This is a genomic window from Catenuloplanes niger (assembly GCF_031458255.1).
Taxonomy (GTDB): domain Bacteria; phylum Actinomycetota; class Actinomycetes; order Mycobacteriales; family Micromonosporaceae; genus Catenuloplanes; species Catenuloplanes niger.
Genome location: NZ_JAVDYC010000001.1, coordinates 4,252,737 through 4,276,327 on the forward strand (window position 1 = coordinate 4,252,737; position 23,591 = coordinate 4,276,327).

Annotated in this window: 22 protein-coding genes; 10 read left to right on the forward strand and 12 right to left on the reverse strand. The window is 72.3% G+C overall.

The window, feature by feature from the left end:
- The first annotated feature begins 113 nt into the window (after nt 1-113).
- Nucleotides 114-1,847, forward strand: a complete 1,734-nt coding sequence (locus tag J2S44_RS18735; RefSeq protein ID WP_310415490.1) for a beta-propeller domain-containing protein — start codon at nt 114-116, stop codon at nt 1,845-1,847.
- A gap of 23 nt (nt 1,848-1,870) precedes the next feature.
- Here J2S44_RS18735 and J2S44_RS18740 read toward each other — a convergent pair whose 3' ends face one another.
- Both J2S44_RS18740 and J2S44_RS18745 read right to left on the reverse strand, forming a co-directional pair.
- Entirely contained in the window at nt 1,871-2,851 is a 981-nt protein-coding gene (locus tag J2S44_RS18740) for a DUF4192 domain-containing protein (protein ID WP_310415493.1), read from the reverse strand.
- Between the two features lie 98 nt (nt 2,852-2,949).
- Nucleotides 2,950-3,426: a GNAT family N-acetyltransferase gene (locus J2S44_RS18745; protein WP_310415495.1), complete on the reverse strand. Its 477-nt coding sequence runs from the start codon at nt 3,424-3,426 to the stop codon at nt 2,950-2,952.
- A gap of 78 nt (nt 3,427-3,504) precedes the next feature.
- Between J2S44_RS18745 and J2S44_RS18750 the strand changes: the two genes are divergently transcribed.
- From J2S44_RS18750 to J2S44_RS18770, 5 genes are all read left to right on the forward strand, one after another.
- Nucleotides 3,505-4,407 carry a fructosamine kinase family protein gene (locus tag J2S44_RS18750; RefSeq protein WP_310429764.1) on the forward strand — a complete coding sequence of 301 codons (903 nt, stop codon included), beginning with the start codon at nt 3,505-3,507 and terminating at the stop codon, nt 4,405-4,407.
- A 25-nt stretch (nt 4,408-4,432) separates the two neighbouring features.
- Nucleotides 4,433-5,470, forward strand: coding sequence for a GTP 3',8-cyclase MoaA (gene moaA / locus J2S44_RS18755; protein ID WP_310415498.1), 1,038 nt, complete (start codon nt 4,433-4,435; stop codon nt 5,468-5,470).
- Nucleotides 5,471-5,474: 4 nt separating this feature from the next.
- Entirely contained in the window at nt 5,475-5,723 is a 249-nt protein-coding gene (locus J2S44_RS18760) for a MoaD/ThiS family protein (RefSeq protein WP_310415501.1), read from the forward strand.
- Between the two features lie 72 nt (nt 5,724-5,795).
- Nucleotides 5,796-9,224 (forward strand): UvrD-helicase domain-containing protein, encoded by a 3,429-nt coding sequence (locus J2S44_RS18765; protein ID WP_310415504.1) that lies wholly within the window; start codon nt 5,796-5,798, stop codon nt 9,222-9,224.
- Nucleotides 9,225-9,310: 86 nt separating this feature from the next.
- On the forward strand, nt 9,311-9,931 hold the full coding sequence (locus J2S44_RS18770) for a helix-turn-helix transcriptional regulator (RefSeq protein WP_310415507.1): 621 nt from the start codon (nt 9,311-9,313) through the stop codon (nt 9,929-9,931).
- On the opposite strand, the gene J2S44_RS18775 is transcribed toward J2S44_RS18770, so the two are convergent.
- The gene (locus tag J2S44_RS18775) at nt 9,928-10,191 is read right to left on the reverse strand and encodes a hypothetical protein (RefSeq protein WP_310415510.1); all 264 of its coding nucleotides are present in this window, start codon (nt 10,189-10,191) and stop codon (nt 9,928-9,930) included. The two genes, J2S44_RS18770 and J2S44_RS18775, sit on opposite strands and share 4 nt — an antisense overlap.
- Before the next feature lie 553 nt (nt 10,192-10,744).
- Between J2S44_RS18775 and J2S44_RS18780 the strand changes: the two genes are divergently transcribed.
- Nucleotides 10,745-11,524 (forward strand): hypothetical protein, encoded by a 780-nt coding sequence (locus J2S44_RS18780; protein ID WP_310415513.1) that lies wholly within the window; start codon nt 10,745-10,747, stop codon nt 11,522-11,524.
- A 188-nt stretch (nt 11,525-11,712) separates the two neighbouring features.
- Here the strand turns inward: J2S44_RS18780 and J2S44_RS18785 are convergent, their stop codons facing one another.
- From J2S44_RS18785 to J2S44_RS18825, 9 genes are all read right to left on the reverse strand, one after another.
- Entirely contained in the window at nt 11,713-12,660 is a 948-nt protein-coding gene (locus tag J2S44_RS18785; protein WP_310415516.1) for a type II secretion system F family protein, read from the reverse strand.
- A 1-nt stretch (nt 12,661) separates the two neighbouring features.
- Nucleotides 12,662-13,648, reverse strand: coding sequence for a type II secretion system F family protein (locus J2S44_RS18790; protein ID WP_310415519.1), 987 nt, complete (start codon nt 13,646-13,648; stop codon nt 12,662-12,664).
- A 60-nt stretch (nt 13,649-13,708) separates the two neighbouring features.
- Nucleotides 13,709-15,211, reverse strand: a complete 1,503-nt coding sequence (locus tag J2S44_RS18795) for a TadA family conjugal transfer-associated ATPase (protein ID WP_310415522.1) — start codon at nt 15,209-15,211, stop codon at nt 13,709-13,711.
- A gap of 4 nt (nt 15,212-15,215) precedes the next feature.
- Entirely contained in the window at nt 15,216-16,394 is a 1,179-nt protein-coding gene (locus tag J2S44_RS18800) for a CpaE/TadZ family protein (protein ID WP_310415525.1), read from the reverse strand.
- A gap of 7 nt (nt 16,395-16,401) precedes the next feature.
- On the reverse strand, nt 16,402-17,157 hold the full coding sequence (gene cpaB / locus J2S44_RS18805; protein WP_310415528.1) for a Flp pilus assembly protein CpaB: 756 nt from the start codon (nt 17,155-17,157) through the stop codon (nt 16,402-16,404).
- Nucleotides 17,158-17,182: 25 nt separating this feature from the next.
- Nucleotides 17,183-18,406: a pilus assembly protein TadG-related protein gene (locus J2S44_RS18810; protein WP_310415530.1), complete on the reverse strand. Its 1,224-nt coding sequence runs from the start codon at nt 18,404-18,406 to the stop codon at nt 17,183-17,185.
- Nucleotides 18,394-18,765, reverse strand: coding sequence for a TadE/TadG family type IV pilus assembly protein (locus J2S44_RS18815; protein ID WP_310415533.1), 372 nt, complete (start codon nt 18,763-18,765; stop codon nt 18,394-18,396). The genes J2S44_RS18810 and J2S44_RS18815 overlap by 13 nt, the downstream gene beginning before the upstream one ends.
- 129 nt (nt 18,766-18,894) lie before the next feature.
- The gene (locus J2S44_RS18820) at nt 18,895-19,122 is read right to left on the reverse strand and encodes a Flp family type IVb pilin (protein WP_310415535.1); all 228 of its coding nucleotides are present in this window, start codon (nt 19,120-19,122) and stop codon (nt 18,895-18,897) included.
- A gap of 429 nt (nt 19,123-19,551) precedes the next feature.
- Nucleotides 19,552-20,292 carry a prepilin peptidase gene (locus J2S44_RS18825; protein WP_310415538.1) on the reverse strand — a complete coding sequence of 247 codons (741 nt, stop codon included), beginning with the start codon at nt 20,290-20,292 and terminating at the stop codon, nt 19,552-19,554.
- Between the two features lie 161 nt (nt 20,293-20,453).
- On the opposite strand from J2S44_RS18825, the gene J2S44_RS18830 reads away from it, so the two are divergent.
- The 3 genes from J2S44_RS18830 to J2S44_RS18840 all read left to right on the forward strand — a co-directional run bounded on the left by J2S44_RS18830 (nt 20,454) and on the right by J2S44_RS18840 (nt 23,575).
- Complete coding sequence (locus J2S44_RS18830) at nt 20,454-21,269, forward strand: LppU/SCO3897 family protein (protein WP_310415541.1); 816 nt, start codon at nt 20,454-20,456, stop codon at nt 21,267-21,269.
- 68 nt (nt 21,270-21,337) lie between these two features.
- Entirely contained in the window at nt 21,338-22,252 is a 915-nt protein-coding gene (locus J2S44_RS18835) for an LppU/SCO3897 family protein (RefSeq protein WP_310415544.1), read from the forward strand.
- Between the two features lie 120 nt (nt 22,253-22,372).
- Complete coding sequence (locus tag J2S44_RS18840) at nt 22,373-23,575, forward strand: DUF8462 domain-containing protein (protein WP_310415547.1); 1,203 nt, start codon at nt 22,373-22,375, stop codon at nt 23,573-23,575.
- Nucleotides 23,576-23,591: the final 16 nt, after the last annotated feature.

Here is a 23,591-nt window from a genome sequence, read left to right on the forward strand (position 1 = left end):
CCGTCGTCCAACCGGGCATGACTGTGCCCCGGCGGAGCCCGGCCGTTCTCGCGTTTCTGCTCGCGCTGACGGCTTGCACGTCGTCCTCGGACGACACTCCCGACGCTCCGCCGGTGACGCCGGCGGAGGGCCTGCGACTCGTCTCATACGACTCCTGCCCCGGTCTCTACGACACGCTCCGGGCGTCCGCGGCGGCGAAGGTCGGCCCGTTCGGATTCGCGGGCGACGAGGTGCCGGTGCCGGCCGCCGGTGCGGAGCGGGACGGCGCCGAGCTGGCGCCGAACGCGTCCGATCTGTCCGCCGGTGCCGCCGGCGACGCGTTCTCCGGGACGAACACGCACGAGCGTGGCGTGGACGAGCCCGACCTGATCAAGACGGACGGCCGCCGGATCGTCACGATCGCGGTGCGCGACGGCGTCCCGGTGCTCCGGGTGGTCGACGCGGCGTCCCGCGCGCAGACCGGCGAGCTGACGTTGACCGGCGCGTACGGCGCCGCGGACCTGCTGCTCTCCGGTGATCGCGCGCTGGTGCTGACCGCCCCGGACGCGCCGGTCAGCGTCCCGAACGGGTTCGCCGAGGACACCCGCGGCTGGCCGGTGCCGCGGCAGTCCCGGCTGGACCTGCGCCTGATCGACCTGACCGCCGCACCGCGCCAGATCGGCCGCTACGCGATGGACGGCGCGCTGGTCGACGCGCGGCAGACCGGCGGCACGGCCCGGGTCGTGGTCCGTTCGTCGCCGCGCATCGAATTTCCGCTGGACCGGGCAAACGAGGACGTCAACCGCCGGATCGTGGCGGAGGCCGGGGACGACGTGTGGCTGCCCCGCTTCGAGGTGACCGCGCCGGACGGCACGGTCACCACCGGCACGGTCCCGTGCGACCGGGTGAGCCGGCCCGCCTCGTACGACGGGGTGCGCATGCTGACCATGCTGAGCCTCGACCTGGCCGGGACCGCGCTGGCCGACGGCACACCGGTGACCGTGGTCGCGGACGGCGACACCGTCTACGGCACGGCCGCGAGCCTCTACGTCGCGGACGGCGGCGTTGACCGGACCGAGATCTACCGGTTCGACACCGGTGGTGCCACGCCCCGCTACGCCGCGTCGGGCGTGGTGCCCGGCCGGCTGCTCAACCAGTACGCACTGTCCGAGTGGAACGGCAGCCTGCGCGCGGCCACCACGGTCGAGGCGCGGAACGCCGGCTCGGTCACGGTGCTGACGCAGCACGGCACGGCCCTGGCGGTCACCGGCACGGTCGGCGACCTGGGCCGGGGCGAGACCATCCACTCGGTCCGGTTCCTGGAGGACCGCGGGTACGTCGTCACGTTCCGCCGGACCGACCCGCTCTACGCGATCGACCTGCGCGACCCGGCCCGGCCCGTGGTGACCGGGGAGTTGAAGATCCCGGGTTACTCCGCCTACCTCCACCCGGCCGCGCCGGGCCGGCTGATCGGGGTGGGGCAGGACGCCACCGCGGAGGGCGCGGTCACCGGGTTGCAGGTGTCGCTCTTCGACGTGTCGGACCCGAGGGCGCCGGCCCGCCTGGCGCAGCACCGCCTGCCGGCGCACAGCTCGGCCGCCGAGTTCGACCCGCACGCGTTCCTGTTCTGGCCGGCCACCGGGCATCTGGTGGTGCCGGTCGCCGACCGCACCGGCGCGGCACCGGCCGCGCTGGTGCTCACGCTGACCGGCGACGCGATCCGGGAGACCGGCACGCTCGCCCAGCCGGACGGCAGCCCGATCACCCGCTCGCTGGTCATCGGCGGCACGCTGTGGACCGCCGGCCCGGGCGGCCTGCGCGCGGTCTCGCTCGCCACGCTCGACGGCCTGGCCTGGCTCCCGGTGTGACCGGCGGCGCCGCATCCGGCCCGTCATGCGGCACCGGCGCGATCCAGCTCGGACGGTGGGATGCCGTCGGTGAGCACGGTGTCGAGCAGGCGGGCGATGCCGAGTGACGGGTCGGCCTCCAGCGCACGGTCGACCGCGACCGCGGCGAGTGCGCCCTGGCCGGTGCGCCACGCGGTGAACGCGAGCAGCACGGCCGGCATCGCGGCCAGCTCGGGGCGGGCGCGGCGCAGCAGGTCGGCCCAGAGCTCGACCTGCCAGCCGGCGGCGTCCGCGCGGTCCAGCGCGTACTCCCCGACGGGTGTGTGCGCGAGCAGCACGCTCAGCCACGCCGCCTCGTCGTCGTCGAGCGTGCCGCCGTCCCGATGCCGCGCCATGGCGACGCCGACCGCGCGGGCACCGGCCCGCCGGATCGCGCCGAACAGCGGGCCGGCACCGGGCCCGGTGCGGGCGGCCAGCTCCTCCAGCCGGCGGTCGGCCGCCACGGTGGCCACCCGCATCCCCTCGTCGTCGGCCGGTGCCACGGACGCGACCAGCGCCTCGCGGGAGGCGAACACGTCGAAGCCCGCGCTCCGGCGGATCTCGGCGGCCTCCGCGTCGAACGGCCGGCCCGCGGGCGGGCAGCAGCCCTCGTCCGTGCACAGGTAGCACCAGAAGCGCCCGCCGGCGACGCGCAGCTGGTCGCTCACCGGGATGCCGAGCTCCAGCAGCGCGTCCGCGACCTCGGCGACCAGTGCGGCGCCGCTGCTGCGCTCGTCGGTCCAGCCGAACAGGACCACCGAGTCGATCGTCTGCCGCGCCACCACGGCCGCGATGTGCTGCGCGAACGTGGCGACCTCGGCCAACGGTGTGTCGGCCGGCGGCAGGTCCCGGCGGGCCGCGAACAGCAGCGTATGTTCGCGACGGCCGACCACCACCAGGCTGTCGCGCGGGTGGAACCCGAGCAGGTAGGGCACGACCGCGACCAGGTGAGCGGGGGAGGCCACGCGGAGATCGGAGAGGCTCATGCAGCGAGCGTCGTGACCGGCCGGCGGCGAGTCGAACGGCTGTGGACGACACCGGCGCTGTCCACAGTCAGATGGTGCGAATAAAGGAGAACCCCAGCTCAGGAGCGGAAGTCGAGTGAGTGGAGTTGCGGGCCGTCGCGCCAGACCCCGGGTCGCCGGTCCAGGTCCAATGTCAGCTGGACCGAGGAGAGCACGGTGAAGCCCGCCGCGTGCAGACACGTGATCGCCTCGACGTTGCGGGACTCCGGCGAGACGGTGAGCGAGGTCAAACCGCGGCGGCGCGCCTCCTCCGCCAGGAAGCCGAGCATCGTGGTGGCGACGCCCTCTCCGCGGTGCCCGTCCGCGACCACGATCGGCTCCACGGCGCCGCGCCGGCCGTCCACGATCAGCCCGACCAGGCCGATCACGCCGTCCACCGGGTGGTCGGCGACCCAGACGCCGGACAGGTCGAGCCGCGTCAGGTACTCCTCGAACGCGGCGGTCGGGTCGGCGCCGCCGTACCCCGGGTCGTCGTACAGCTCCCGGTGCCGTTTTGTCAGCTCGCCCCAGAGCTGCCGGCCCGCGCCGTGATCCACCGGACGATATGGACGGACAGTCACCGCACCCATACGGACATAATGACTGGATCGGCACCCGGTGGGGAGAACAAGCGGATGGACATGTCCTACCTTCGTGCGCACCCGCAGCACCTCCCGACATTTCTCACCCATCAGCGGATCCGGCAGACCCCGGTGGGCGGCGGCAGCGTCTCGGACGCGTTCCGGCTGACGCTGGACGACGGCACCTCGCTCTTCGCCAAGAACCGGCCGGCCCCGATGCCGGACACGTTCTTCGAGGTGGAGGCGGCCGGGCTGGCCTGGCTCGGTGCGGCCGGCGGCGTACCGGTGCCGGAGGTGCTCGTGGTTCTTCCGGACCTGCTCGCGATGGAGTGGATCGAGCCGGGTGCGGCCACGCCACGGGCGGCCCGGCGGTTCGGCGCGGAGCTGGCCGTGACGCACGCGGCCGGGGCACCCGCGTTCGGTGCGCTGCCCGGCCACCCCGACGGCTTCATCGGCGCGTTGCCGCAGGACGACACGCCCTCGCCGGGCCCGTGGGCGACCTGGTTCGCGGAGCGGCGGCTGCTGCCCCACCTGCGGAGGTCGGTGGACAACGGCGCGCTCGACGCGGCGACGCAGGCGGCGGTCGCGCGGGTGCTGGACCGGATCGAGAGCTTCGGCGGTGACGAGCCACCGTCCCGGATCCACGGCGACCTGTGGCCGGGCAACGTGTTGTGGGGTGCGGACGGGCGGGTCCGGCTGATCGACCCGGCCGCGCACGGCGGCCACCGGGAGACCGACCTGGCCGCGCTGCTGCTCTTCGGCGGCGTACCGGAGCAGGACCAGATCATCAGTGGGTACGCCGAGGCGGCGGCCGCGCTCGGCCGGCCGCTGGACGACCGGTGGCGGGACCGGATCCCGCTGCACCAGCTGCACCTCCTGCTGGTGCACACCGCGCTGTTCGGGTCGGCCTACCGGGCCGAGGTTCGTCAGGCCGCCGAACTGATGCTTCGCCGGTGATCGAAGCACGCGCTAAGTTCGACGCGTGGACGAAGTCGCCCCCCGCCCCGCCGACCCGGGTCTCATCGACCGGTTCGGCCGGCGTGCCGTCGATCTGCGGGTCTCGCTGACCGACCGGTGCAACCTGCGCTGTGTGTACTGCATGCCCGCGGAGGGCCTGGCCTGGCTTCCGAACTCGGACGTGCTCACCGACGACGAGGTGATCCGGCTGATCCGGATCGCGGTCGTGCACCTGGGCGTCGAGGACGTGCGGTTCACCGGCGGCGAGCCGCTGATCCGGCCCGGCCTCACCAGGATCATCACCGAGGTGGCGGCGCTGGAGCGGCGCCCGCAGATGAGCCTGACCACGAACGGCATCGGTCTGGAGCGGACCGCGGTCGCGCTGCGCGACGCCGGGCTGGACCGGATCAACGTGTCGCTCGACACACTCGACGACGAGCGGTTCGCCACGCTGACCCGGCGCCGGCGGCTGCACGACGTGCTGGCCGGGCTGCGCGCCGCGGCCGAGGCCGGGCTGACCCCCGTCAAGATCAATACGGTGCTGATGCGCGGCATCAACGACGACGAGGCACCGGCACTGCTCGCGTTCGCGCTGGAGCACGGCTACGAGCTGCGGTTCATCGAGCAGATGCCGCTGGACGCGCAGCACGGGTGGGACCGGGCCTCGATGGTCACGGCCGAGGAGATCCTGCGCGACCTGCGCGCCGCGTTCACGCTGCTGCCCGACCCGGTCGCCCGGGGCGGCGCACCCGCGGAGACGTGGCTGGTCGACGGGCACGACGCGCTCGGCGGTGGGCCGGCCCGGGTGGGCGTGATCGGGACCGTGACGCGCCCGTTCTGCGGCGACTGCGACCGGACCCGGCTGACCGCGGACGGTCAGGTCCGCGCGTGCCTCTTCGCCACCGAGGAGTCCGACCTGCGTGCCGCGCTCCGCTCCGGCGCCTCCGACGAGGAGGTGGCCGACCGGTGGCGGATCGCGATGTGGGGCAAACGCGCCGGGCACGGCATCGACGACCCGTCGTTCCTGCAGCCGGCCCGCCCGATGTCGGCGATCGGGGGCTGACCTCATGAAGATCACCGTGCGGTACTTCGCGGCGGCCCGTGCCGCGGCCGGCACCCCGGAGGAGACGCTGGACTCGTCGGCGGCGACGCTGGACGCGCTGCTGGCCGAGCTGGCCGACCGGCACGGCGAGCGGCTGACCTCGGTCTTCGCCCGCGCCAGTTACCTGGTCGACGGCACCGCCTGGCGGGACCCGGCCACCGAGCTGCCCACGAACCCGACGGTGGACGTGCTGCCGCCCTTCGCCGGAGGCTAAGGAGTTCGTGAGTACGTCACATCCCGGGCGTGGCGACGCGCGGCCGGGCGGCGCGGCGTGGCAGGATGCAGCGTGCCCCCGTTGAGCGCGAGACCCGTCGACGGCGCCGCGGCCGCGCCTCCGTTCGTGGCCGACCTGCACATTCACTCCAAGTACTCGCGCGCATGCAGTCGTGACCTGAACATGCCGAACCTGGCGTGGTGGGCCCGGCGCAAGGGCGTGGCGTTGCTCGGTACCGGCGACTTCACCCATCCCGCCTGGTTCGACCACCTGCGCGAGACGCTGCAGCCCGCGGAGCCCGGCCTCTACCGGCTCGCCCCGGACGTTGAGGCGGACATCGCCCGGCGCCTGCCGCCGCGCCTGTCCAGCGCGGCCGAGGCGGACCCGATGCGCTACATGCTCTCGGTGGAGATCTCGACGATCTACAAGCGCGGCGACCGTACGCGCAAGGTCCACCACCTGATCTACATGCCGGACCTGGACGCGGCCGCCCGGTTCAACACCGCGCTCGGCCGGATCGGCAACCTCGGCTCGGACGGCCGGCCGATCCTGGGGCTGGACTCGCGCGACCTGCTGGAGATCGTGCTGGAGTCGAGCCCGGACGGGTTCCTGGTGCCGGCCCACATCTGGACGCCGTGGTTCTCCGCGCTGGGGTCGAAGTCCGGTTTCGACGCGATCGCGGACTGCTACGCCGACCTCGCCGAACACATCTTCGCGGTGGAGACCGGGCTCTCCTCGGATCCGGCGATGAACGGCCGGGTGAGCAGCCTGGACGCGTACCAGCTGGTCTCGAACTCGGACGCGCACTCGCCGCCGGCGCTGGCCCGGGAGGCGACCGTGCTGTCGTCGGCCCTGGACTACTTCTCGGTCCGCGAGGCGCTGCGCACCGGCGTCGGGCTGGACGGCACGATCGAGTTCTTCCCCGAGGAGGGCAAGTACCACGCGGACGGACACCGCAACTGCGGGGTCAACTGGGAGCCGGCCCGCTCGCGCGCGAACAACGGCATATGCCCCGAATGCGGCAAGGGCCTCACGATCGGCGTGTTGAGCCGGGTCGAGGACCTGGCCGACCGGTCGCCGGACGTTCCGCGGCCGAACGCGAAGAAGGTCACCCACCTGGTGCCGCTGGCCGAGATCCTCGGTGAGATCAACGCGGTGGGCGCCCGGTCGAAGACCGTGGAGGGGCAGCTCAACTCGCTGATCGCGGCGCTCGGCTCGGAGCTGTCCATCCTGACGACCGTGCCGGTGGCGGACGTGACCGCGGCCGGCGGCGAGCTGATCGGCGAGGCGATCTCGCGGCTGCGCCGCGGACAGGTGCGGAGAATCCCCGGGTACGACGGGGAGTACGGCGTCATCAAGCTGTTCGAGCCGGGGGAGCTGGACTCGTCCGGTGGCGCCGCCCAGGCGGACACGCTGTTCGATCTCCCGGTGCCGCAGCAGCGGGTGCCGGCGAAGCGGAAGGCCACGGCCGCGGCGTCCAGCAAGCCGGCGAAGCGGACCGCGGCCGTGTCGGTGCCGGCCACCACCACGAACTCCCCCACCCCGCCGCTGGTCACCTCGCCGCTGGTCACCGCGTCCGGCGCCGGGACGGCGGGCGGGCCGGGCCGCGGCGCGGACTCACCCGGTGCCGTGACCTCCGGCGCGGGCTCGCGGGGTGCCGGGAGCGCCGGCGCGGGCTCGCCGGGTGGGGACGCGGCGCGGCCGAGGCCGGCACGCGGGGTCGCCTCGGTCCCGCAGAAGACGCCGGCGAAGGCGCAGCCGCCGCTCGCCCCGCCGCCGTCCCCGCACGAGCCGTTCGAGCCGATGCTCTCCGGCATGGAGGAGGTCGGCACCGGCCTGCTGGACCGGCTGGACGCGATGCAGCGGGTGGCCGCGTCCGCGCCGTCCGGGCCGCTGCTGATCGTGGCCGGCCCGGGCACCGGCAAGACCCGCACGCTGACCCACCGGATCGCGTACCTCTGCGCGGAGCTGAACGTCTTCCCGGAGCAGTGCCTGGCGATCACGTTCACCCGGCGCGCGGCCGAGGAGATGCGCGAGCGGCTGGACGGGCTGCTCGGCCCGGTCGCCGAGGACGTCACGGTCTCCACGTTCCACTCGCTGGGCCTGCAGATCCTCCGGGAGAACGCGGCCGCGGCCGGGCTGCCGGCCGACTTCCGGATCGCGGACGACGCGGAGCGCGCGGCCGCGCGAGCCGAGGCCGGTGAGGACGACGCCGCGTACGCGAAACTGCTCCGCGCGGACAGCCTGGTCGACCTGGACGAGCTGGTCACGCTGCCGGTGGCGCTGCTGACCGAGTCGAAGGCGCTGGTCGAGGAGTACCGGGCGCGCTGGCGGTGGATCTTCGTCGACGAGTACCAGGACGTGGACGCGGTCCAGTACGACCTGCTGCGCCTGCTCAGCCCGCCGGACGGCAACCTGTGCGCGATCGGCGACCCGGACCAGGCGATCTACTCGTTCCGTGGCGCGGACGTGGGCTACTTCCTGCGCTTCGCACAGGACTTCACGGACGCCCGGACGGTACGGCTGACCCGCAACTACCGCTCGTCCGCGCCGATCCTGGCCGCGGCCGTGCAGGCGATCGCGCCGGCGTCGCTGGTCCGCGGCCGCCGGCTGGACCCGGCCCGGCTCGACCCCGAGGCGCCGCTGGTCGGCCGGCTCGCGGCCGGATCCGCCGGGGACGAGGCCGAGTTCGTCGCGCGGACCGTGGACGAGCTGGTCGGTGGCGTGTCGCACCGGTCGATGGACGCGGGCCGGGCGGACGGACGCACCTCCAACATCTCGTTCTCCGACATCGCGGTGCTCTACCGCACCGACGCGCAGTCCGGGCCGATCCTGGACGCGCTGAACCGGGCCGGCATCCCGGTGCAGAAGCGCTCGCACAACCGGCTGCGGGACCGCGTCGGCGTCTCCGCGATCGCACGTGAGCTCCGCCATCAGGACGGGCTCGGCGGTTCGGTCGCGGCCCGGGTGCGGCTGACCGGCCAGGTGCTGGCCGAGCGGTACGCGACACCGACGCTGGACTCCCCGGCCGCGGTCGAGCCGGCCGACATCTGGTCCGCGGTGGACGTGCTCAAGCCGCTCGCGCTGCGCTGCGGCGACGACCTGCAGCGCTTCCTCGGCGAGATCGCGATGGGCGCGGAGGTCGACACGCTGGACCCGCGCGCGGAGGCCGTCACGCTGCTCACGCTGCACGCGGCGAAGGGCCTGGAGTTCCCGGTGGTGTTCCTGGTCGGCTGCGAGGACGGGCTGCTGCCGATGCGGTTCCCCGGCGAGAAGCCGTCGTCCGACGACGTCGACGAGGAGCGGCGGCTGTTCTTCGTGGGACTCACCCGCGCGCAGGACCGGCTCTACGTCAGCCACGCGGCGCGACGCTTCCGGTACGGCGCGGAGCGAGACAGCACGCCGACGCCGTTCCTGGCCGACATCGACTCCGGTCTTTTCGAACGGCTCGGCGCCACCGAACCCCGCAAGCCCAAGGACCGGCAGCTACGGCTGATCTGACCCGCCCGGCCGATCTCGGGTGACCGAACGGCAGGGCTGTCAGGTAGCCGACCGCTATTCCGCCGCGGAACGACCAGACTCCGCGCATGACCGTCACCGTTGTCTCCGCGTCCGGCGCCACGCTGACCCGGGTGGGGATCGCGGCGGCGTTCGAGGGCGAGCCGGATCTGCGACTGGTCGGCGCGGCCGCGTCCGGCGCGGAGGCGCTGGCGCTGCTCGCCGCGCAGCAGCCGGACGTGGTGCTGCTGGACCTGGACCTGGCCGACGGCGACGGCCTCACCTGGGGTGCCGAGGTCCGGCGCGGTCACCCGGCGCTGGGCATAGTGCTGCTGGCCGCGCGCGACGACGACCTGCTGCTGCGCGCGCTCGAGGCCGGGATCTCCGCGTTCCTGCCGCGGACCGAGGAGCTGGGCGCGATCCTGGCCGCGGTCCGGCACGCGGCGGCCGCGCCGGGCTCGTTCACCGCGCCGGACCTGGCCGGGGCGCTGACCCGGCGCCGGCACTCGGCCACCGTGGTCAGCCCGCGCGAGCGGGAGGTGCTCAACCTGCTGCGGGACGGGCTGACCGTGCCGCAGATCGCGGCCACGCTCGGCCTGAGCGAGTCGACGGTGAAGACCTACCTGGCCCGGATCTACGACAAGCTCGGCGTGACCGGCCGCAACCAGGCCGTGGCCACCGCGACCGACCGCGGCCTGCTGACCGCCTAGGAACCGCCGCCACCACCACCGCCGTCGCCACCACCGAAGCCACCACCGAAGCCGCCGCCGTCGCCACCGGAGCCACCGCCGTCGCCGCTGCCACCGGAGTCACCGGTCATGCTGCTGCCGAAGATCGAGGTGGAGTATCGCGAGCGGTTGCGCGCATCGGTCAGGACGACACCGGTCTGTTGCCGCCGATGACGAAGGGCCAGGAAGAACAGGACTGCGAGCAGTACGACCGCGGCCGCACCGGCGAGAGTTTCGGTCATGGGATCAAGTCTGGTGCGCCGCACCCCGCACCCGCATCTCACGAAAGACATACACCCACCGCAACCGGCCCGGCCCCAGCCCACACCCCGCAGCGCCCCGCCCCGGCCCGGCCCACACGCTCCGCGCCGACCATCAGCGCGCCCGAAAAATCATGACAAGCCTCCCGCGTCGAAGCTCGCCGATCAATGACCGATGCGAAAACGAGGTCATCAAGCGCTGCGGGCCGCCTTTTCGCATCGGTCATTGATCGACCTGACGACCAGCGTCGCCTACGGAGTTTCCGAGGCGCGGAGATCACGGTCAGGCACGTCGCGGCGGCGTCGATAAATGGTGAAATTTCGGGCGCAGGGCGCCCGAAAGCACATGCTTACCGACGCGACAACCGGCCGAGGGCAGGCTGGTTATATGTCAGTGAGGTCGAGCGCCCCCGGCGAGTTACGGCCCCTCTTTCACTACGCTGAGTTAGCGCGCGGCCGAATTCCGGCCGCGCAGTGTCCGAAGCCGCCAAGAACGGCACGACTGGTGAGGCCCTCATCTTGTTACGTTCGGGCCGTGGATCGACTTGCGGAAATTGTGTTCTGCCTTCCGGCTTCACCCGCGTACAGGCAGTTCCTCGATGAGTTGCGGAGTCTGCTCGCCGAGGTCGCTTACGCCTCGAGCGATGCCGCGGACAGCCTGGTCTTGACTCCACCGATGCCACCGTCCGCCCGCCCGGTAACCCGGGTCGGGCTGGCTGACGTGCCTGAACCGGAAATCGTCCTGAACATCGGCCGGCGCATCCCGCTTGCGGGCCGGAATGCGATTCCGGACCGCGAGCGGATGGAACTGGCCGACCTCGCACGGCGCCTCACCGGGCATGTCGGGCGTGTCGACCACACCGGCGTCAACCTGCCCACCCGGTCCGTGCCTGCAGATGAGTGGCACGACCTGGTACGCGACCTGGCCGCCGTGGCTGCGATGTATCACTATCCGACCGGTGAACCGTGGCCGTTCATCCTTCCGGCGACTCCCGGTGAGTTGACGACCGATATTCGCGATTTCGTCGTCGGGCGGGAGCCACGCTTCGAACTCGTGCATGACGAGTGGAGCTCGCACACGACATGGCAGTTCGCCCTCTGGACGACCCTGACCCGCGCCGAGCTGGAGGAGTTGATCCCGGCCCCGTGGGGGACCGGATTACCCGGCCTTGAGGACATTTTCCGCACCGTCTACGTCCGGCACGCATGTCCGAATCTCGAGATCCGGTTCGACCTCTGCTTCCGCGTCGACGAAGGTCCATCGGATTGGGAAACCGGCGAATGGCTCGTCACAGAAGGCGGCCGGATCCGCTGACGCCCTCTCTGCCGCGTGACGAGGCGTGGGTGGTGGTGGGATCTTTTGCCGGGACCGGCGGCACCGGCTCCGGCGCCGCGGGTGGAGCGGAGCGCCAGCGGAGTCGGAGCCCGCGGCGAGGTTGGCCCGCGGGAGCATGCGGGCCGCACCACGCCGGAAGCGGGAAGATCAAGAATTTGGTCTGGGTCTTACCCGTTGCCGAGGGTGTCGATCAGTCGTAGTACGCCGGGGCCGAGGATGACCACGAAGAGTGCCGGGAACAGGCAGAAGACCAGCGGGAAGAGGATTTTGATCGGGACCTTGCGGGCGCGTTCCTCCGCGCGCTGGCGGCGTTTGACCCGCATCTCGCGGGACTGCTCGCGGAGCACCGACGCCACCGGGATGCCCAGCTCGGTGGCCTGGACGATGGACATCATGGCGTTGCGCAGTTCCGGGATCGTGGTGCGGGCGGCGAGCGAACGCAGTGCCTCCGCGCGTCGCTTGCCCATCTGCATCTCCTGCAGCGCGCGGGCCAGTTCGCCGCCGAGCGGGCCGTCGATGCCGGCCGCGACCTGCATCAGCGCGGCGTCGAAGCCGAGACCAGCCTCGACGCAGAGCGTGAGCATGTCGAGGGTGTCCGGCAGCGTGTCCAGCAACCGTTCCTGGCGGCGCTGTGCCGCGTTGAGCACCAGCAGGTAGGGGCCCCACCAGCCGATCAGCCCGCCGGCCAGCGCGCCCAGGATCAGCGTGCTGGCCGGCGACGAGCCGCGGGCGACGAGGCCGAGACCCAGCAGAGCGCCCACGGGTACGCCGATGACGATGCTCCACCCCTGCGCCTCGAGGATTCGGGCGGGCGGCCACGACGGTGGGTTGCCGGCGTGGTCGAGCGTGCGCTGCAGCCAGGCCGCGGCCCGGTCCGGGGTGAGCCGGCTGGCCAGCAACGTGACCGCGCGGCCGAGCGCGGGCCGGCCGGCCGGGCCGGCGGAGAGCGCGGTGCGGCGGCCCTGTGCGGCGCCGGGCGCGTAGACCGTGTTGATGTCGGCGAGCGCGCGGGCCAGGCCGCGGCGGTCGGCGCCGCCCAGGACCAGCGTCAGGAGCAGGATGAGCAGCGCCGCGAAGATGACGGTGAGTCCGGCGCCGAGCACGATCACGTCCACGTCAGACCTCGACCTTGACGACCCGGGTGAGCCAGAAACCGCCGAGCGCGACCAGCGCGACACCGGCGACGAGCATGAGGACGCCGCGCGGGTCGGTGAAGAGCGGCGCGACGTACTCCCGGCGGCTGAGGAACATGAACCCGCCGAGCACGATCGGCAGCGCGAGCAGCACCCAGGCGGAGAGCCGGCCCTCGGCGGAGAGCGCGCGCACGTGGCCGCGCAGCAGCTCGCGCTCGCGGATGGTGTTGATCGTGTTGCTGAGCGCCTCGGCCAGGTTGCCGCCGACCTCGCGCTGCACCCGCATCGCGATGACGGTCCAGGCCAGGTCCTTGTTGTTCATGCGTTTCGCGACCCGGTCCAGCGCCTCCTCCAGCTCCATGCCGAGCCGGGCCTCCGCGAGCGCGCGGCTGAACTCGCCGGCCAGCGGGTCGACGGACTCGCGGACCATCGCGTCGAGCGCCTGCTGGAGCGAGAAGCCGGACCGCAGCGAGCCGATCACCATCTGGATCGCGTCCGGGAACGCGGCCGCGAACCGTTCCTCGCGGCGGTTCGCCATGTGCCGCTGGAACAGCTCGGTCGCGATCACGCCGAGGAACGCGCCGAGCGGGAAGCCGAGCGGGCCGATCAGCAGCGTTAGCACCACCGCGAGGCCGAGCGCGACGCCGATCCGGGCCAGCAGCCACTCGCTGGGGCGCAGTTTCAGGCCGGCCCGGTCGAGCTGGCGGCCGATCCGCTCCTCCCAGCCCCGGGTGCGGACTACCTGTTCGGCGGCGGAGACCGCGACCCGGGCGAACGGGGACGCGGGCCGGGACGTCCGGGTCCGGTCGGCGTGCACCGCGGCCGCGAACTCCTCCACCTGGGCCATCCGGCGACGGCGCTCCACCAGGCCGAACATGGGGGAGAAGATCAGCAGGAAGATCGACAGCAGCGCCAGGAAGACCAGCGCCGCCATCACGATCCGGAACGTCGGGGTGCCCGTCTCAAGCATCGCGGCGGCCACCTTCGGCCCCGGCCGGGCGGTGTGCGGCGGCGGCGCCGGCCGGTGTGGTCACGGCAGCACGTCCTGCAGGCCGACGTTGTGCGGGGACGCGTCGACGCCGGAGTCGGCGAGCTTGTCCAGGAACTGCGGCCGGGTGCCGGTGGGACGCAGCTCGCCCTGGTAGCGGCCGTACGCGTCGGTGCCGGACCGGAAGTCGAACAGGAAGATGTCCTGCGTCAGGATCACGTCGCCGTCCAGGCCGAGCACCTCGGTGACGTGGGTGACCCGCCGGGTGCCGTCGCGCAGCCGGCTCAGGTGCACGATCACGTCCACGGCGGACGCGATCTGCTCGCGGATCGCGCGCACCGGCAGGTCCATGCCGGCCATCAGCACCATGGTCTCCAGGCGGGACAGCGAGTCGCGCGGCGAGTTCGCGTGCACGGTGGTGAGCGAGCCGTCGTGGCCGGTGTTCATCGCCTGGAGCATGTCGAGCGCGGCACCGTCCCGGACCTCACCGACCACGATCCGGTCCGGCCGCATGCGCAGCGCGTTCCGGACCAGGTCGCGGATGGTGACCTCGCCGCGGCCCTCGATGTTCGGCGGGCGGTACTCCATCCGGACCACGTGGTCCTGGGCCAGTCGCAGTTCGGCCGCGTCCTCGATGGTGATGATGCGCTCGTGCGGCGGCAGCATCTGGGAGAGCACGTTGAGCAGCGTGGTCTTGCCGGTGCCGGTGCCGCCGGTGATCAGCACGTCGAGCCGGCCCTGGATGCAGGCGGACAGCAGCGACGCCACCGACGGGTTGAGCGTGCCGAACGCGATCAGGTCCTCCACGCCGTACGGGTTGGCGGCGAACTTCCGGATCGTCATCGCGGCGCCGTCCAGCGTGACCGGCGGGATGACCGCGTTGACCCGGCTGCCGTCCGGGAGGCGGGCGTCGACCATCGGGCTGGACTCGTCCACCCGGCGGCCGACCCGCGAGACGATCTTGTCGATCACGCGGCGCAGGTGCCACTCGTCCAGGAACGCGGTCTCCACCGACTGGATGCGGCCGAACCGCTCCACGTAGATCCGGTCCCACGAGTTGACCATGATCTCGGTGATGTCCGGGTCGCGCAGCAGCGGCTCGATCGGCCCGTGCCCGACGATCTCGTCGATCACCTGCCGGAACGCCACCCCTCGGTCGCCCGCGGTGAGCTGGTCCTCCTTGGCGAGCAGGCCGGGCAGCGCCTCACGGACGCGGCGCTCCAGTTCCTCCTCGTCCGCGCCGGCCTCGTACATCTGCGGGCCGAGCTGTTCCAGCAGCGCACCGTGGGCGCGGCGGCGGACCTCGGCCAGCGGGTCGTACGCGCGGCGGGCGTTGCGGCGCCCGAACGCGCCGGTGGCGGACGTCGACACTGACGCGCCGCTGAACGGGAAGTTCGTGCTCGGCACCGCGGTCACCGGGATCGCGGTCGCCGGGTACGGCGAGTCCTCGTTCAGCGCCAGCACCTCGGCCGCGGAGAAGCCGCTGCCGGTGCGCGGGATCTCGTCGGGTCGGCGGCCGGGACTGCGATTCTGCTGGTCGGTCACCAGTTCACCTCTTCCCACGGCGGGACAGCATGGACCTCAGGCCCTTGGGGGTGGGGACACCGGCCCCGATCCGGTGCCCGGCCAGGTCGCGGATCGCCTCGCTGACCGGGTGCGCCGGGGAGTCGAGCACGATCGGCACCCCCCGGTTGATGGAGATCGAGACGTCACGGCTGGCCGGGATCTGCGCGGTGAGCGGAATCCGCAGCACGCGTTCGATGTCGGCCGGCGTCACGCCCAGCCGCGCGTCGGCCCGGTTGAGGATCACGAGCCGGTTCTCCTTGCGGTAGTCGAGGACGTCGAACGTGTCGAGCAGGATGCGCAGGTTCTTGATCGCGGTAACCGCGGGCGTGGCGACCAGCAGGTACTGGTGGGACGAGTCGAGCGCGGCCAGCACGTGGTCGTTGAAGACCGGCGGGCTGTCCACCACCACGTAGTCGTACATGCCGCGGGTCAGGTAGAGGATCTCCGTGACGAGATCCCGACTGATCTGCTCCGCGATGGTCGGGACGACCGGCGCGAGCAGCACGTCGACGCCCGGGCAGTAGTTGGTGACCATGGTGCGCAGGCCGGTCTCGTCGATCCGGTCCGCGACCGGCACCGCGTCCGCGATGGTCCGCTCCGGCGACAGCTGCAGCATCAGCGCCACGTCACCGAGAGTCAGGTCCAGGTCGATCAGGCAGACCCGTTTGTCGCCGCCTCCGGCCAGTGCCACCGCCAGGTTCACGGCCAGCATGGTCTTGCCGCAGCCGCCCTTGGCCGCGTAGACCGTGATCACCTTGCCGTCCACCGCGTCGCCGCGCTCCGACGTCTTCGCGTGCAGGCCGCCGTGCATGCGGCGGGACAGGTCCTGCGACCGCGCGCAGGCGGCCAGGATGTTCGTCGGGTCGTTGACGTCCGTGACCTCGCGCACGCCGGAGCGGATCGCCTCGGCCAGCACGCTCACCTCGAGCTGGTGGCGCAGCAGCACCACGCCGAGCGACGGGCGGGCCAGCCGCTGCCGGGCCGCCAGGCTGACCGCCTCGGGCAGCGGTGTGTTCGGCCCCATCAGCACCAGTTGCTCGTCCGGGTCCTCGTTGAGCAGCGCGTACACGTCGTCGAGACTGAGCGCGGTGCGCACGTCGCCGCCGACCAGCATGCCGAAATGCTGGGCGGCCTGCCGGGACGGCTCGTACAGGATGGTCATCGCGACCTCACCCGAACACGTTGTTGTCGTCGACGCCGACGCCGGCCTGGACGTCGGACTCGTCGGTGAGCAGCGCGAGGTAGATCGCCCCCGCGTTCGCCGCCGTGATGATCTTCGCGGCCTCCACCGTGGAGGCCGCCACCGTGACCAGCGTCGTCGGCTCCGCGTCCGGTGCGCCGTCCTGCGGCGTGATCGTGGTCTCGCCGGTGCCGTACTCGCCGATCGCGATCACCTCGATCCGGGGCAGCAGCACCGCGGTGCCGCGGACGCCCTCGCCGCCGATCGCCTTGCTGCCGTTCGCGGTCGCGGTGTACGACGCGAACAGCGCCACGTGCGCGCCGGGCCGCACGTACCCGGCCACCTGCTGCGCCATCGACGCCTCGAAGCTGACCGCCACCTTGTCGCTCGGGATGGCCAGGCCGCTGGACGTCTCCGTCGCGTTCGCGAACATGCTGCGCAGCAGCAGCTGGCCCGGCAGCAGCGTGGACGTGACCAGCTGTTTCTCCAGTTCGGGCGTGATCGAGGTGACCGCGCCCTCGGGCAGGCTGGACGCGGGCATGCGGGTGGTGACCGCGAGCTGCCGGTCCCTGATCACGGTGCCGGTGGTGCCGGTCGCGATGCGCTGCTGAGCGACCAGCACCTCGACGGCGCTGACGTCGTCGACCGCCCGGTCGTCGGCCCGGTTCACGTAGTACAGCACCGCCGCGGTGCCGAGCACGGCCAGGACGATCGCCAGGAAGACGGCGAGGATGCGACGAGACATGAAGAACCGGTCCGTTTCTTGATCGTCAGCCGGTGATCCGGATCGAGGCGGGTCCGGCCGCGCCACCGCCGGCCGGGTCGGCGGTGAAGTAGCCGAAGAGACAGGAGTCGGTGAAGCGTGGACTGACCGCGCAGCGGGTCGCGCCGGTCAGCGTGGAGCGCATGTTCCACCGGTCGTCCCGTCCGGGCACGCGCGGTTTCCGGTCCGGCCAGCCCCGGCGGTACCAGCCGGTGACCACGAAACTGCGGATGCTCTCCACCGAGGCACCGGTGGAGGTGGGCCGGTAGACCGCGACGGGGATCGGCTCCTTGCTGGTCACCAGCTCGTTGAGCAGCGCGAAGCAACCGGGCGGCTTCCGGCCCCGGCGGCTCTCTCCCCAGAACGCGTTCGCGTCGCCGTCGCCGTCCCGGAGCGCGCGGACGGTGCCGATGGTGAAGGTCGTCCGGGCGCACCGCGTGGGGTCGTCACCGAGCACGTCGCCGCCGAAGCCGTCGGTCGCGTCGCTGCGGCGCGGCCAGCCGGGAGCCCGGCAGTAGCCGAACATGGGCGACCCCGCGTCGATCTCCCGGAACGGCAGCCGGATCTCGCCGGCTCGGCCCGCCCGGTGCCGGCCGTCCTCCGGTGCGAGCTCCGGGCCGCGGGTGTCGAACACCTGCCGCACCCGGCAGTCGGACAGCACGATCGGCAGCGCGCCGGGCACCGTGCTGACCACCTGCCAGGAGGCGCGCGCGCATGCACCGACCGTGACGCCGTCGGTGCCGGTGACCGCGCCCGCGAACACCGGCGGCAGCGCGGTGCTGCCGCCCGACCGCCGGGTCTCCACCCACACCTCGACGAACTCGCCGGTGCCGGGCCGGTCGCCCAGGCAGCGGGTCAGGTTGTCCGGCGGGGCCGGGCAGGCCGTGATCGGGCCGGGCCTGGCCAGTGGGACGTCGACCCGGACGCTGCCGCAGATCCTGCTGACCCCGGCCCCGGCGCTCTTCACGTTGGCCCTGGCGTACCGGAGGCCTTCCGCCAGCATGTCGCTCGTGTTGCACTGCGCCCGGCGCAGCGCGCACACCTTGGCCACCGCGATGGCGGCCGCGTCCGCGGCGGTCTGCAGCTGCGTGCGCTCCGCGTAGAGCAGGCCGACGTCCACGGTCAGCGCGCCGAAGCCGGCGACCATACCGCTGCCGAACATCATCGCTACGAGGACGGCGACCGCGCCGCGGTCCCTCCGGCGCGATCGCCGTCCGGTCAGGCGCGGCATGGCATGACCGCCGTGGCATTCAGCCGGACGGCGCCGCCGCCGATGTCGGCGAACACGGTGAGCGGGGTGACGAACACGAAGCCGTACACCACCTCGTACGTCGCGTTGTCCTCGATGGGGCCGGCGCAGTCCTCGATCGAGGTGCCGGTCCAGTCACCGGGCCCGGGGAACGAGGCGGGCGGCGTGCCCAACACGGTGCCGGCGACCGCACCGGCCTCGTCGTCACCGACGAGTGCGAGCGCGCGGGCGCCCTCGCGGGCCGCCTCGGTGACCTTGATCTGGGTGTTCAGCATCCGGCCGAAGTCGATCATCGCGAACACGACCATGAGCAGCAACGGCAGAACGAGTGCGGTCTCCACCGCCGCGGCACCCCGATCGGCGTGCCGTCGCCTCCCCCTGAGCCGCATGACTGCCTTTCCGTCTCGTTCGGCCGGCAGCGTCACCACGACCCGCCCCCGTACGGGCCGTGGCGACGCTGTGATCAGGTGTTACGGGGCCACGCAGTCGGGCGGCACCGGCGCACCCGTGCCGGCGGCGATGTCCGTGCAGGTCTCCTGGAACATGTCCCGCAGTACGTCCTGGAGTGCGAACACGACGACCGCCAGCACCGCGGCGACACCTGCGATGATCAGTGCGTACTCGACCGCGGTCGCGCCACGGTCCCGGTGACGGGCTCCGGCGACGTACACCGCCGCTCGGGCGTAGAGGTTCAGCATCCTTCTCCCCTTGGTCTTCGGGTCGGGCCTGTCGTGACGCGGCCGGCAGGGCGGTGCCGGGACGCGCCGCGGGAGCGAGCCGTGATCGGCTCATGAGCTGTACGGCCGTGGACCAGCCGAGGTACGACTCTGCCCGCCACAGCAACCAGGACTAGTCGGGTGACCGGCCCGATGGAATAGACACCGTGGAGGCTCGATGTCGACGGAATGACAGCCTGACCCGACGGGCGATCGTCCGTTCGGCCTAGGTCAAACCGAACGAATAAGACATATCAGCGTCGATCGATGGGTGTAATTCCCGTTTTGCGATGCGCGACGCCACCCGCACCGGCGATGTCGGATAACCGATAGCCGAGAGCCGATTTTTCCCTCCTCGGACTATCGACACCAGCCGATCATCCGAGGGCACTGAACAGTAGATCTTCCATCTCAGCCGAACAGCGGCAACCCGTGCCGCGCGATCACGACCGCGACCAGCGTGCCCGCCAGCAGCGCCGGCCCGAGCGGCAGATCCGTGCCGCGACCGGCCCGGCCGGTGACCAGCAGCACCAGCGCGACCGGGCCGTTCAGCAGGTGCGGCACGACCAGGCCGAGCAGCACGGCCGGCCAGCCGAGCCAGCCGAGCATCAGGCCGAGCACCGCGGAGAGCTTCACGTCGCCGAAGCCCAGGTTCGCGCCCGGGATCAGCGCGATCACCAGGTAGACCGCGAACAGGACGAGCCCGCCGAGCAGCGCGCGCAGCAGCGGGGCGAAGGACCAGTCGAGCAGCGAGATCAGCAGCAGCACGCCGCCGCCGAGCACGGCCGCGGCACCGACCAGCGGGTCCGGCAGGCGCAGCACGGCCAGGTCGACGAACGCGAGAAGCACACCGATCGCGGCCACCGCCAGGTAGCCGGGCAGCACCGGGTCGGGGCCGAACGCCCAGCCGAGCGCGCCGAGCGAGACCGCACCGACCAGGGTGGTCAGCCACGGACGTGGACCGAGCCGGCGGCCGCAACCCGGGCAGGCCACCCGGACCCGTACCCACGCATCGGTGGTGTGTCCGCAGTTGTCGCAGGCCGACCGCGGCGGCTCGCCGAACTCGACGGACAGCCGCCAGGCCACCCGCGGAGTCAGAATCCCGACGACCGCGCCGAGCGCGGCCGTGATGACGACGAGTGAGACGGACACCGCGCTGATCGTAGCCCGCCTGATCACGACACGGGTTGCCGACACTGGCACACTTCCGGGAGGTGGGGGAGGGGCATGCCCCGGCTACGGTGGCTGAGGTCGCCGGGCTGGCGGCCCGACCCGCAGGCAGCTGACGCAGAAGCTCGGTAGGAGGCAGTGCCATGTCGAACTACGGACCGCCCGGCGGGCCGTATCCCGGACGCGGCCGGGACCCCCAGGAGGAGCCGTACACCGAGCCGTCCGACCCCTGGGGCGACTGGGGCCGGGACAACAACGACGGTGGCGGCTACGACCAGGGCGCCGGCTACGGCCAGGGCGGTTACGACCAGCAGGGGTACGGGCAGCAGCAGGGGTACGGCCAGCAGCAGGGGTACGGCAACGGCGGCTACGACGTCACCGGCACCGGTTACGCCCAGCGGGCCACCGAGGCCGCGCCCGGCGGCTGGGCCCCGACACCACCCGGACCTCCCGGCCCGCCCGGGCCGCCGGTCGCGCAGCCCGGTCCGCCGGCGCGCAAGGGTGGCAGCGGCATGGTCATCCTGATCGCGGTCCTGGTGCTGCTCGTGCTGGCCGGTGGTGGCACCGCGTTCTACCTGCTGAACCGGACGAGCGACGACACCAACAACACGGCCACCGAGGACCCGACGCCGCAGCCGGCCGACTCCGGCTCCCCGGCGCCGTCCGCCGGTGGCTCGGCACCGGCCCCCTCGGCGTCGGCGCCCCTGGTCAGCGACGCGCGCGACGCGAAGAAGGGCGAGTGCGTCCAGAACGTCGGCGACACCGCCAAGCCGGTGATGAAGATCGCTGACTGTGACGAGAAGAGCGTGTACGAGGTGCTCGCCCGCTTCGACGCACCGGCGACCGGTGAGGACGACGCGAAAAAGAAGTGCGAGGCCGTCGAGGGGTACACAAACTGGTACTTCTTCAACAGTCAGCTTGATTCCCTTGACTTCGTTCTTTGCCTGAAGCAGCGGTAGGGTCCCGAGCAGCGGGGGGACCTTGGTGAGGCTTCCTCGGTGCGCGACAGAAAAACCTAGGAGAGCCGATGTCTAGCTACGGACCACCCCCCGGTCCCGGCCAGCACCCGGAGTACGACCCGAACAATCCCGCGGGGCAGTACCCGCCGCCACCGTCGTACGGGCAGCCGTCCTACGGCACGCCGCCGCAGGGCGCGCAGGGCGACATACCCCCGCCCCCGCCGTACCCGACCTCCGGCGGGCCGAACTACGCCGCCCCGCCGCCGGTCTCCAGCCAGCCGAACTACGGCGCGCCGGTCTCCAGCCAGCCCAACTACGGCGCGCCCGTGTCCGGCCAGCCCGGCTACGGCACCCCCGGCTACGGCACCCCCGGCTACGGCACTCCCGGTTACGGTGAGGCCCCGCCGCCGTCGTACGGCGACCCGAACATGCAGCAGCCCCCGGTGCAGGGTTACGGCGCGCCGCTGCCGCCGCCCGGCCCGCCGATGCAGGGTGGCTGGGGTGCTCCGCCGCCGCCGCAGAAGAGCGGCGCCGGCAAGGTCGTCGGCATCATCGTCGGTGCGGTCGCGGTCTTCGCGGTGCTGATCTGCGCCGGCGTCTACTTCGCCGCGGTGCGCACCACCGAGGCGATCGACGACGTGATCGCCACCGTGCCGACCACGGTCCCGACGCTCCCGACCGGCGACCCGTTCCCGACGCCCACCGCCGAGGACAACACGGACGAGGAGGCGGAGAACGTCCAGGTCGGCGACTGCATCGTCAACGACGGCACGGACGAGAACGCCTCGATCCGCAAGGTGCCCTGCGCCAAGGACACCCTGGAAGTCCTGATCCGGATCCCGTTCACGGACAACGGCGAGGAGGCGTGCAAGGACATCGAGGGCGCCGACTCCTGGTACATGTACACGTCGGCCACGGTCGGTGGCGTCGGTGACTACGTGCTCTGCCTGAAGACGCTGACCGAGACGCCGCGTACCTCCTGATAGCTCCTTCTAAGGCCGTCTAGCGATATCGCTAGACGGCCTTAGTCTTTTCCAGACGCCGTATCGAGACATCTATCGCGGTCTAGCCCCAGACCTAGAGACCTCGATACGGTGCGATACGTGGATCCGATCCGGAACCCCTACGCCCCCGGCGCCGGTCAGCGCCCACCCGAGCTCGCCGGCCGGGACCGCGAGGTCGAGGCGTTCGAGGTGGTCCTGGAACGGATCGCGCGCGGCCGCCCCGAACGCAGCCTGGTCCTCACCGGTCTGCGCGGCGTCGGCAAGACCGTGCTGCTCAACAGCCTGCGCTCGCAGGCGATCGGCCGCCTCTGGGGCACCGGCAAGATCGAAGCCCGGCCGGACACGTCGCTGCGCCGCCCGATCTCCGCCGCGCTGCACATGGCCGTCCGCGAGCTGGCCGGCCGGCACCGGGCACCGGACCGCATCGACGAGTTCCTCGGCGTGCTCAAGGCGTTCGCGCTGCGCTCCAACGACGACGGCGCCAAGCTCCGCGACCGCTGGCAGCCCGGCATCGACGTGCCCGCCACCCGCGGCCGCGCCGACTCCGGCGACATCGAGATCGACCTGGTCGAGCTGTTCACGGACGCGGCCGCGATCGCCACCGACGTGGGCACCGGCATCGCGATCTTCATCGACGAGATGCAGGACCTGGGCGCGCCGGACATCTCCGCGCTCTGCGCCGCCTGCCACGAACTCTCCCAGCTGGGCGGCCCGCTGATCGTGGTCGGCGCCGGCCTGCCACACCTGCCCGCGGTCCTCTCCGCCGCGAAGTCCTACTCCGAGCGACTGTTCCGCTACCAGCGCATCGACCGCCTCGACCGGGCCGCGGCCGACCGGGCACTCACCGCACCGGCGCTGCGGGAAGACGTCGACTACGAACCGAAGGCACTCGACCTGCTCTACGAGAAGTCCGGCGGATACCCGTACTTCGTACAGGCCTACGGCAAGGCCACCTGGGACCACGCGCCACGCTCCCCGATCACCGCGGAGGACGTCCGGGTCGCCGCCCCCGAGGCCGAAACCGAACTGGCCGTCGGCTTCTTCGGCTCCCGCTTCGAACGCGCCACCCCCGCCGAACGCGACTACATGCGCGCCATGGCCACGCTCGCCTCCGACGACGACGGCCTCGACGGCGCCGTACCCACCTCGGACATCGCCCGCTCCCTCGGCCGCCGCCCGGCCAGCCTCTCCCCGGCCCGCGACGCCCTGATCAAGAAGGGCCTGATCTACTCCGGCGAGCGCGGCACGGTCGCGTTCACCGTCCCACACTTCGGTCGATACCTACGAACCCAACCCCTCTAACCGATTTTCCCACTTC

Excerpts from the sequence above, each read along its gene's own strand:
- J2S44_RS18740 (WP_310415493.1), bottom strand. The coding sequence starts at position 2,851 with ATGAGCCTCTCCGATCTCCGCGTGGCCTCCCCCGCTCACCTGGTCGCG.
- J2S44_RS18750 (WP_310429764.1), top strand. The coding sequence starts at position 3,505 with ATGGACATGTCCTACCTTCGTGCGCACCCGCAGCACCTCCCGACATTT.
- J2S44_RS18760 (WP_310415501.1), top strand. The coding sequence starts at position 5,475 with ATGAAGATCACCGTGCGGTACTTCGCGGCGGCCCGTGCCGCGGCCGGC.
- J2S44_RS18770 (WP_310415507.1), top strand. The coding sequence starts at position 9,311 with ATGACCGTCACCGTTGTCTCCGCGTCCGGCGCCACGCTGACCCGGGTG.
- J2S44_RS18775 (WP_310415510.1), bottom strand. The coding sequence starts at position 10,191 with ATGACCGAAACTCTCGCCGGTGCGGCCGCGGTCGTACTGCTCGCAGTC.
- J2S44_RS18790 (WP_310415519.1), bottom strand. The coding sequence starts at position 13,648 with ATGCTTGAGACGGGCACCCCGACGTTCCGGATCGTGATGGCGGCGCTG.
- J2S44_RS18800 (WP_310415525.1), bottom strand. The coding sequence starts at position 16,394 with ATGACCATCCTGTACGAGCCGTCCCGGCAGGCCGCCCAGCATTTCGGC.
- cpaB (WP_310415528.1), bottom strand. The coding sequence starts at position 17,157 with ATGTCTCGTCGCATCCTCGCCGTCTTCCTGGCGATCGTCCTGGCCGTG.
- J2S44_RS18810 (WP_310415530.1), bottom strand. The coding sequence starts at position 18,406 with ATGCCGCGCCTGACCGGACGGCGATCGCGCCGGAGGGACCGCGGCGCG.
- J2S44_RS18820 (WP_310415535.1), bottom strand. The coding sequence starts at position 19,122 with ATGCTGAACCTCTACGCCCGAGCGGCGGTGTACGTCGCCGGAGCCCGT.
- J2S44_RS18830 (WP_310415541.1), top strand. The coding sequence starts at position 20,454 with ATGTCGAACTACGGACCGCCCGGCGGGCCGTATCCCGGACGCGGCCGG.
- J2S44_RS18835 (WP_310415544.1), top strand. The coding sequence starts at position 21,338 with ATGTCTAGCTACGGACCACCCCCCGGTCCCGGCCAGCACCCGGAGTAC.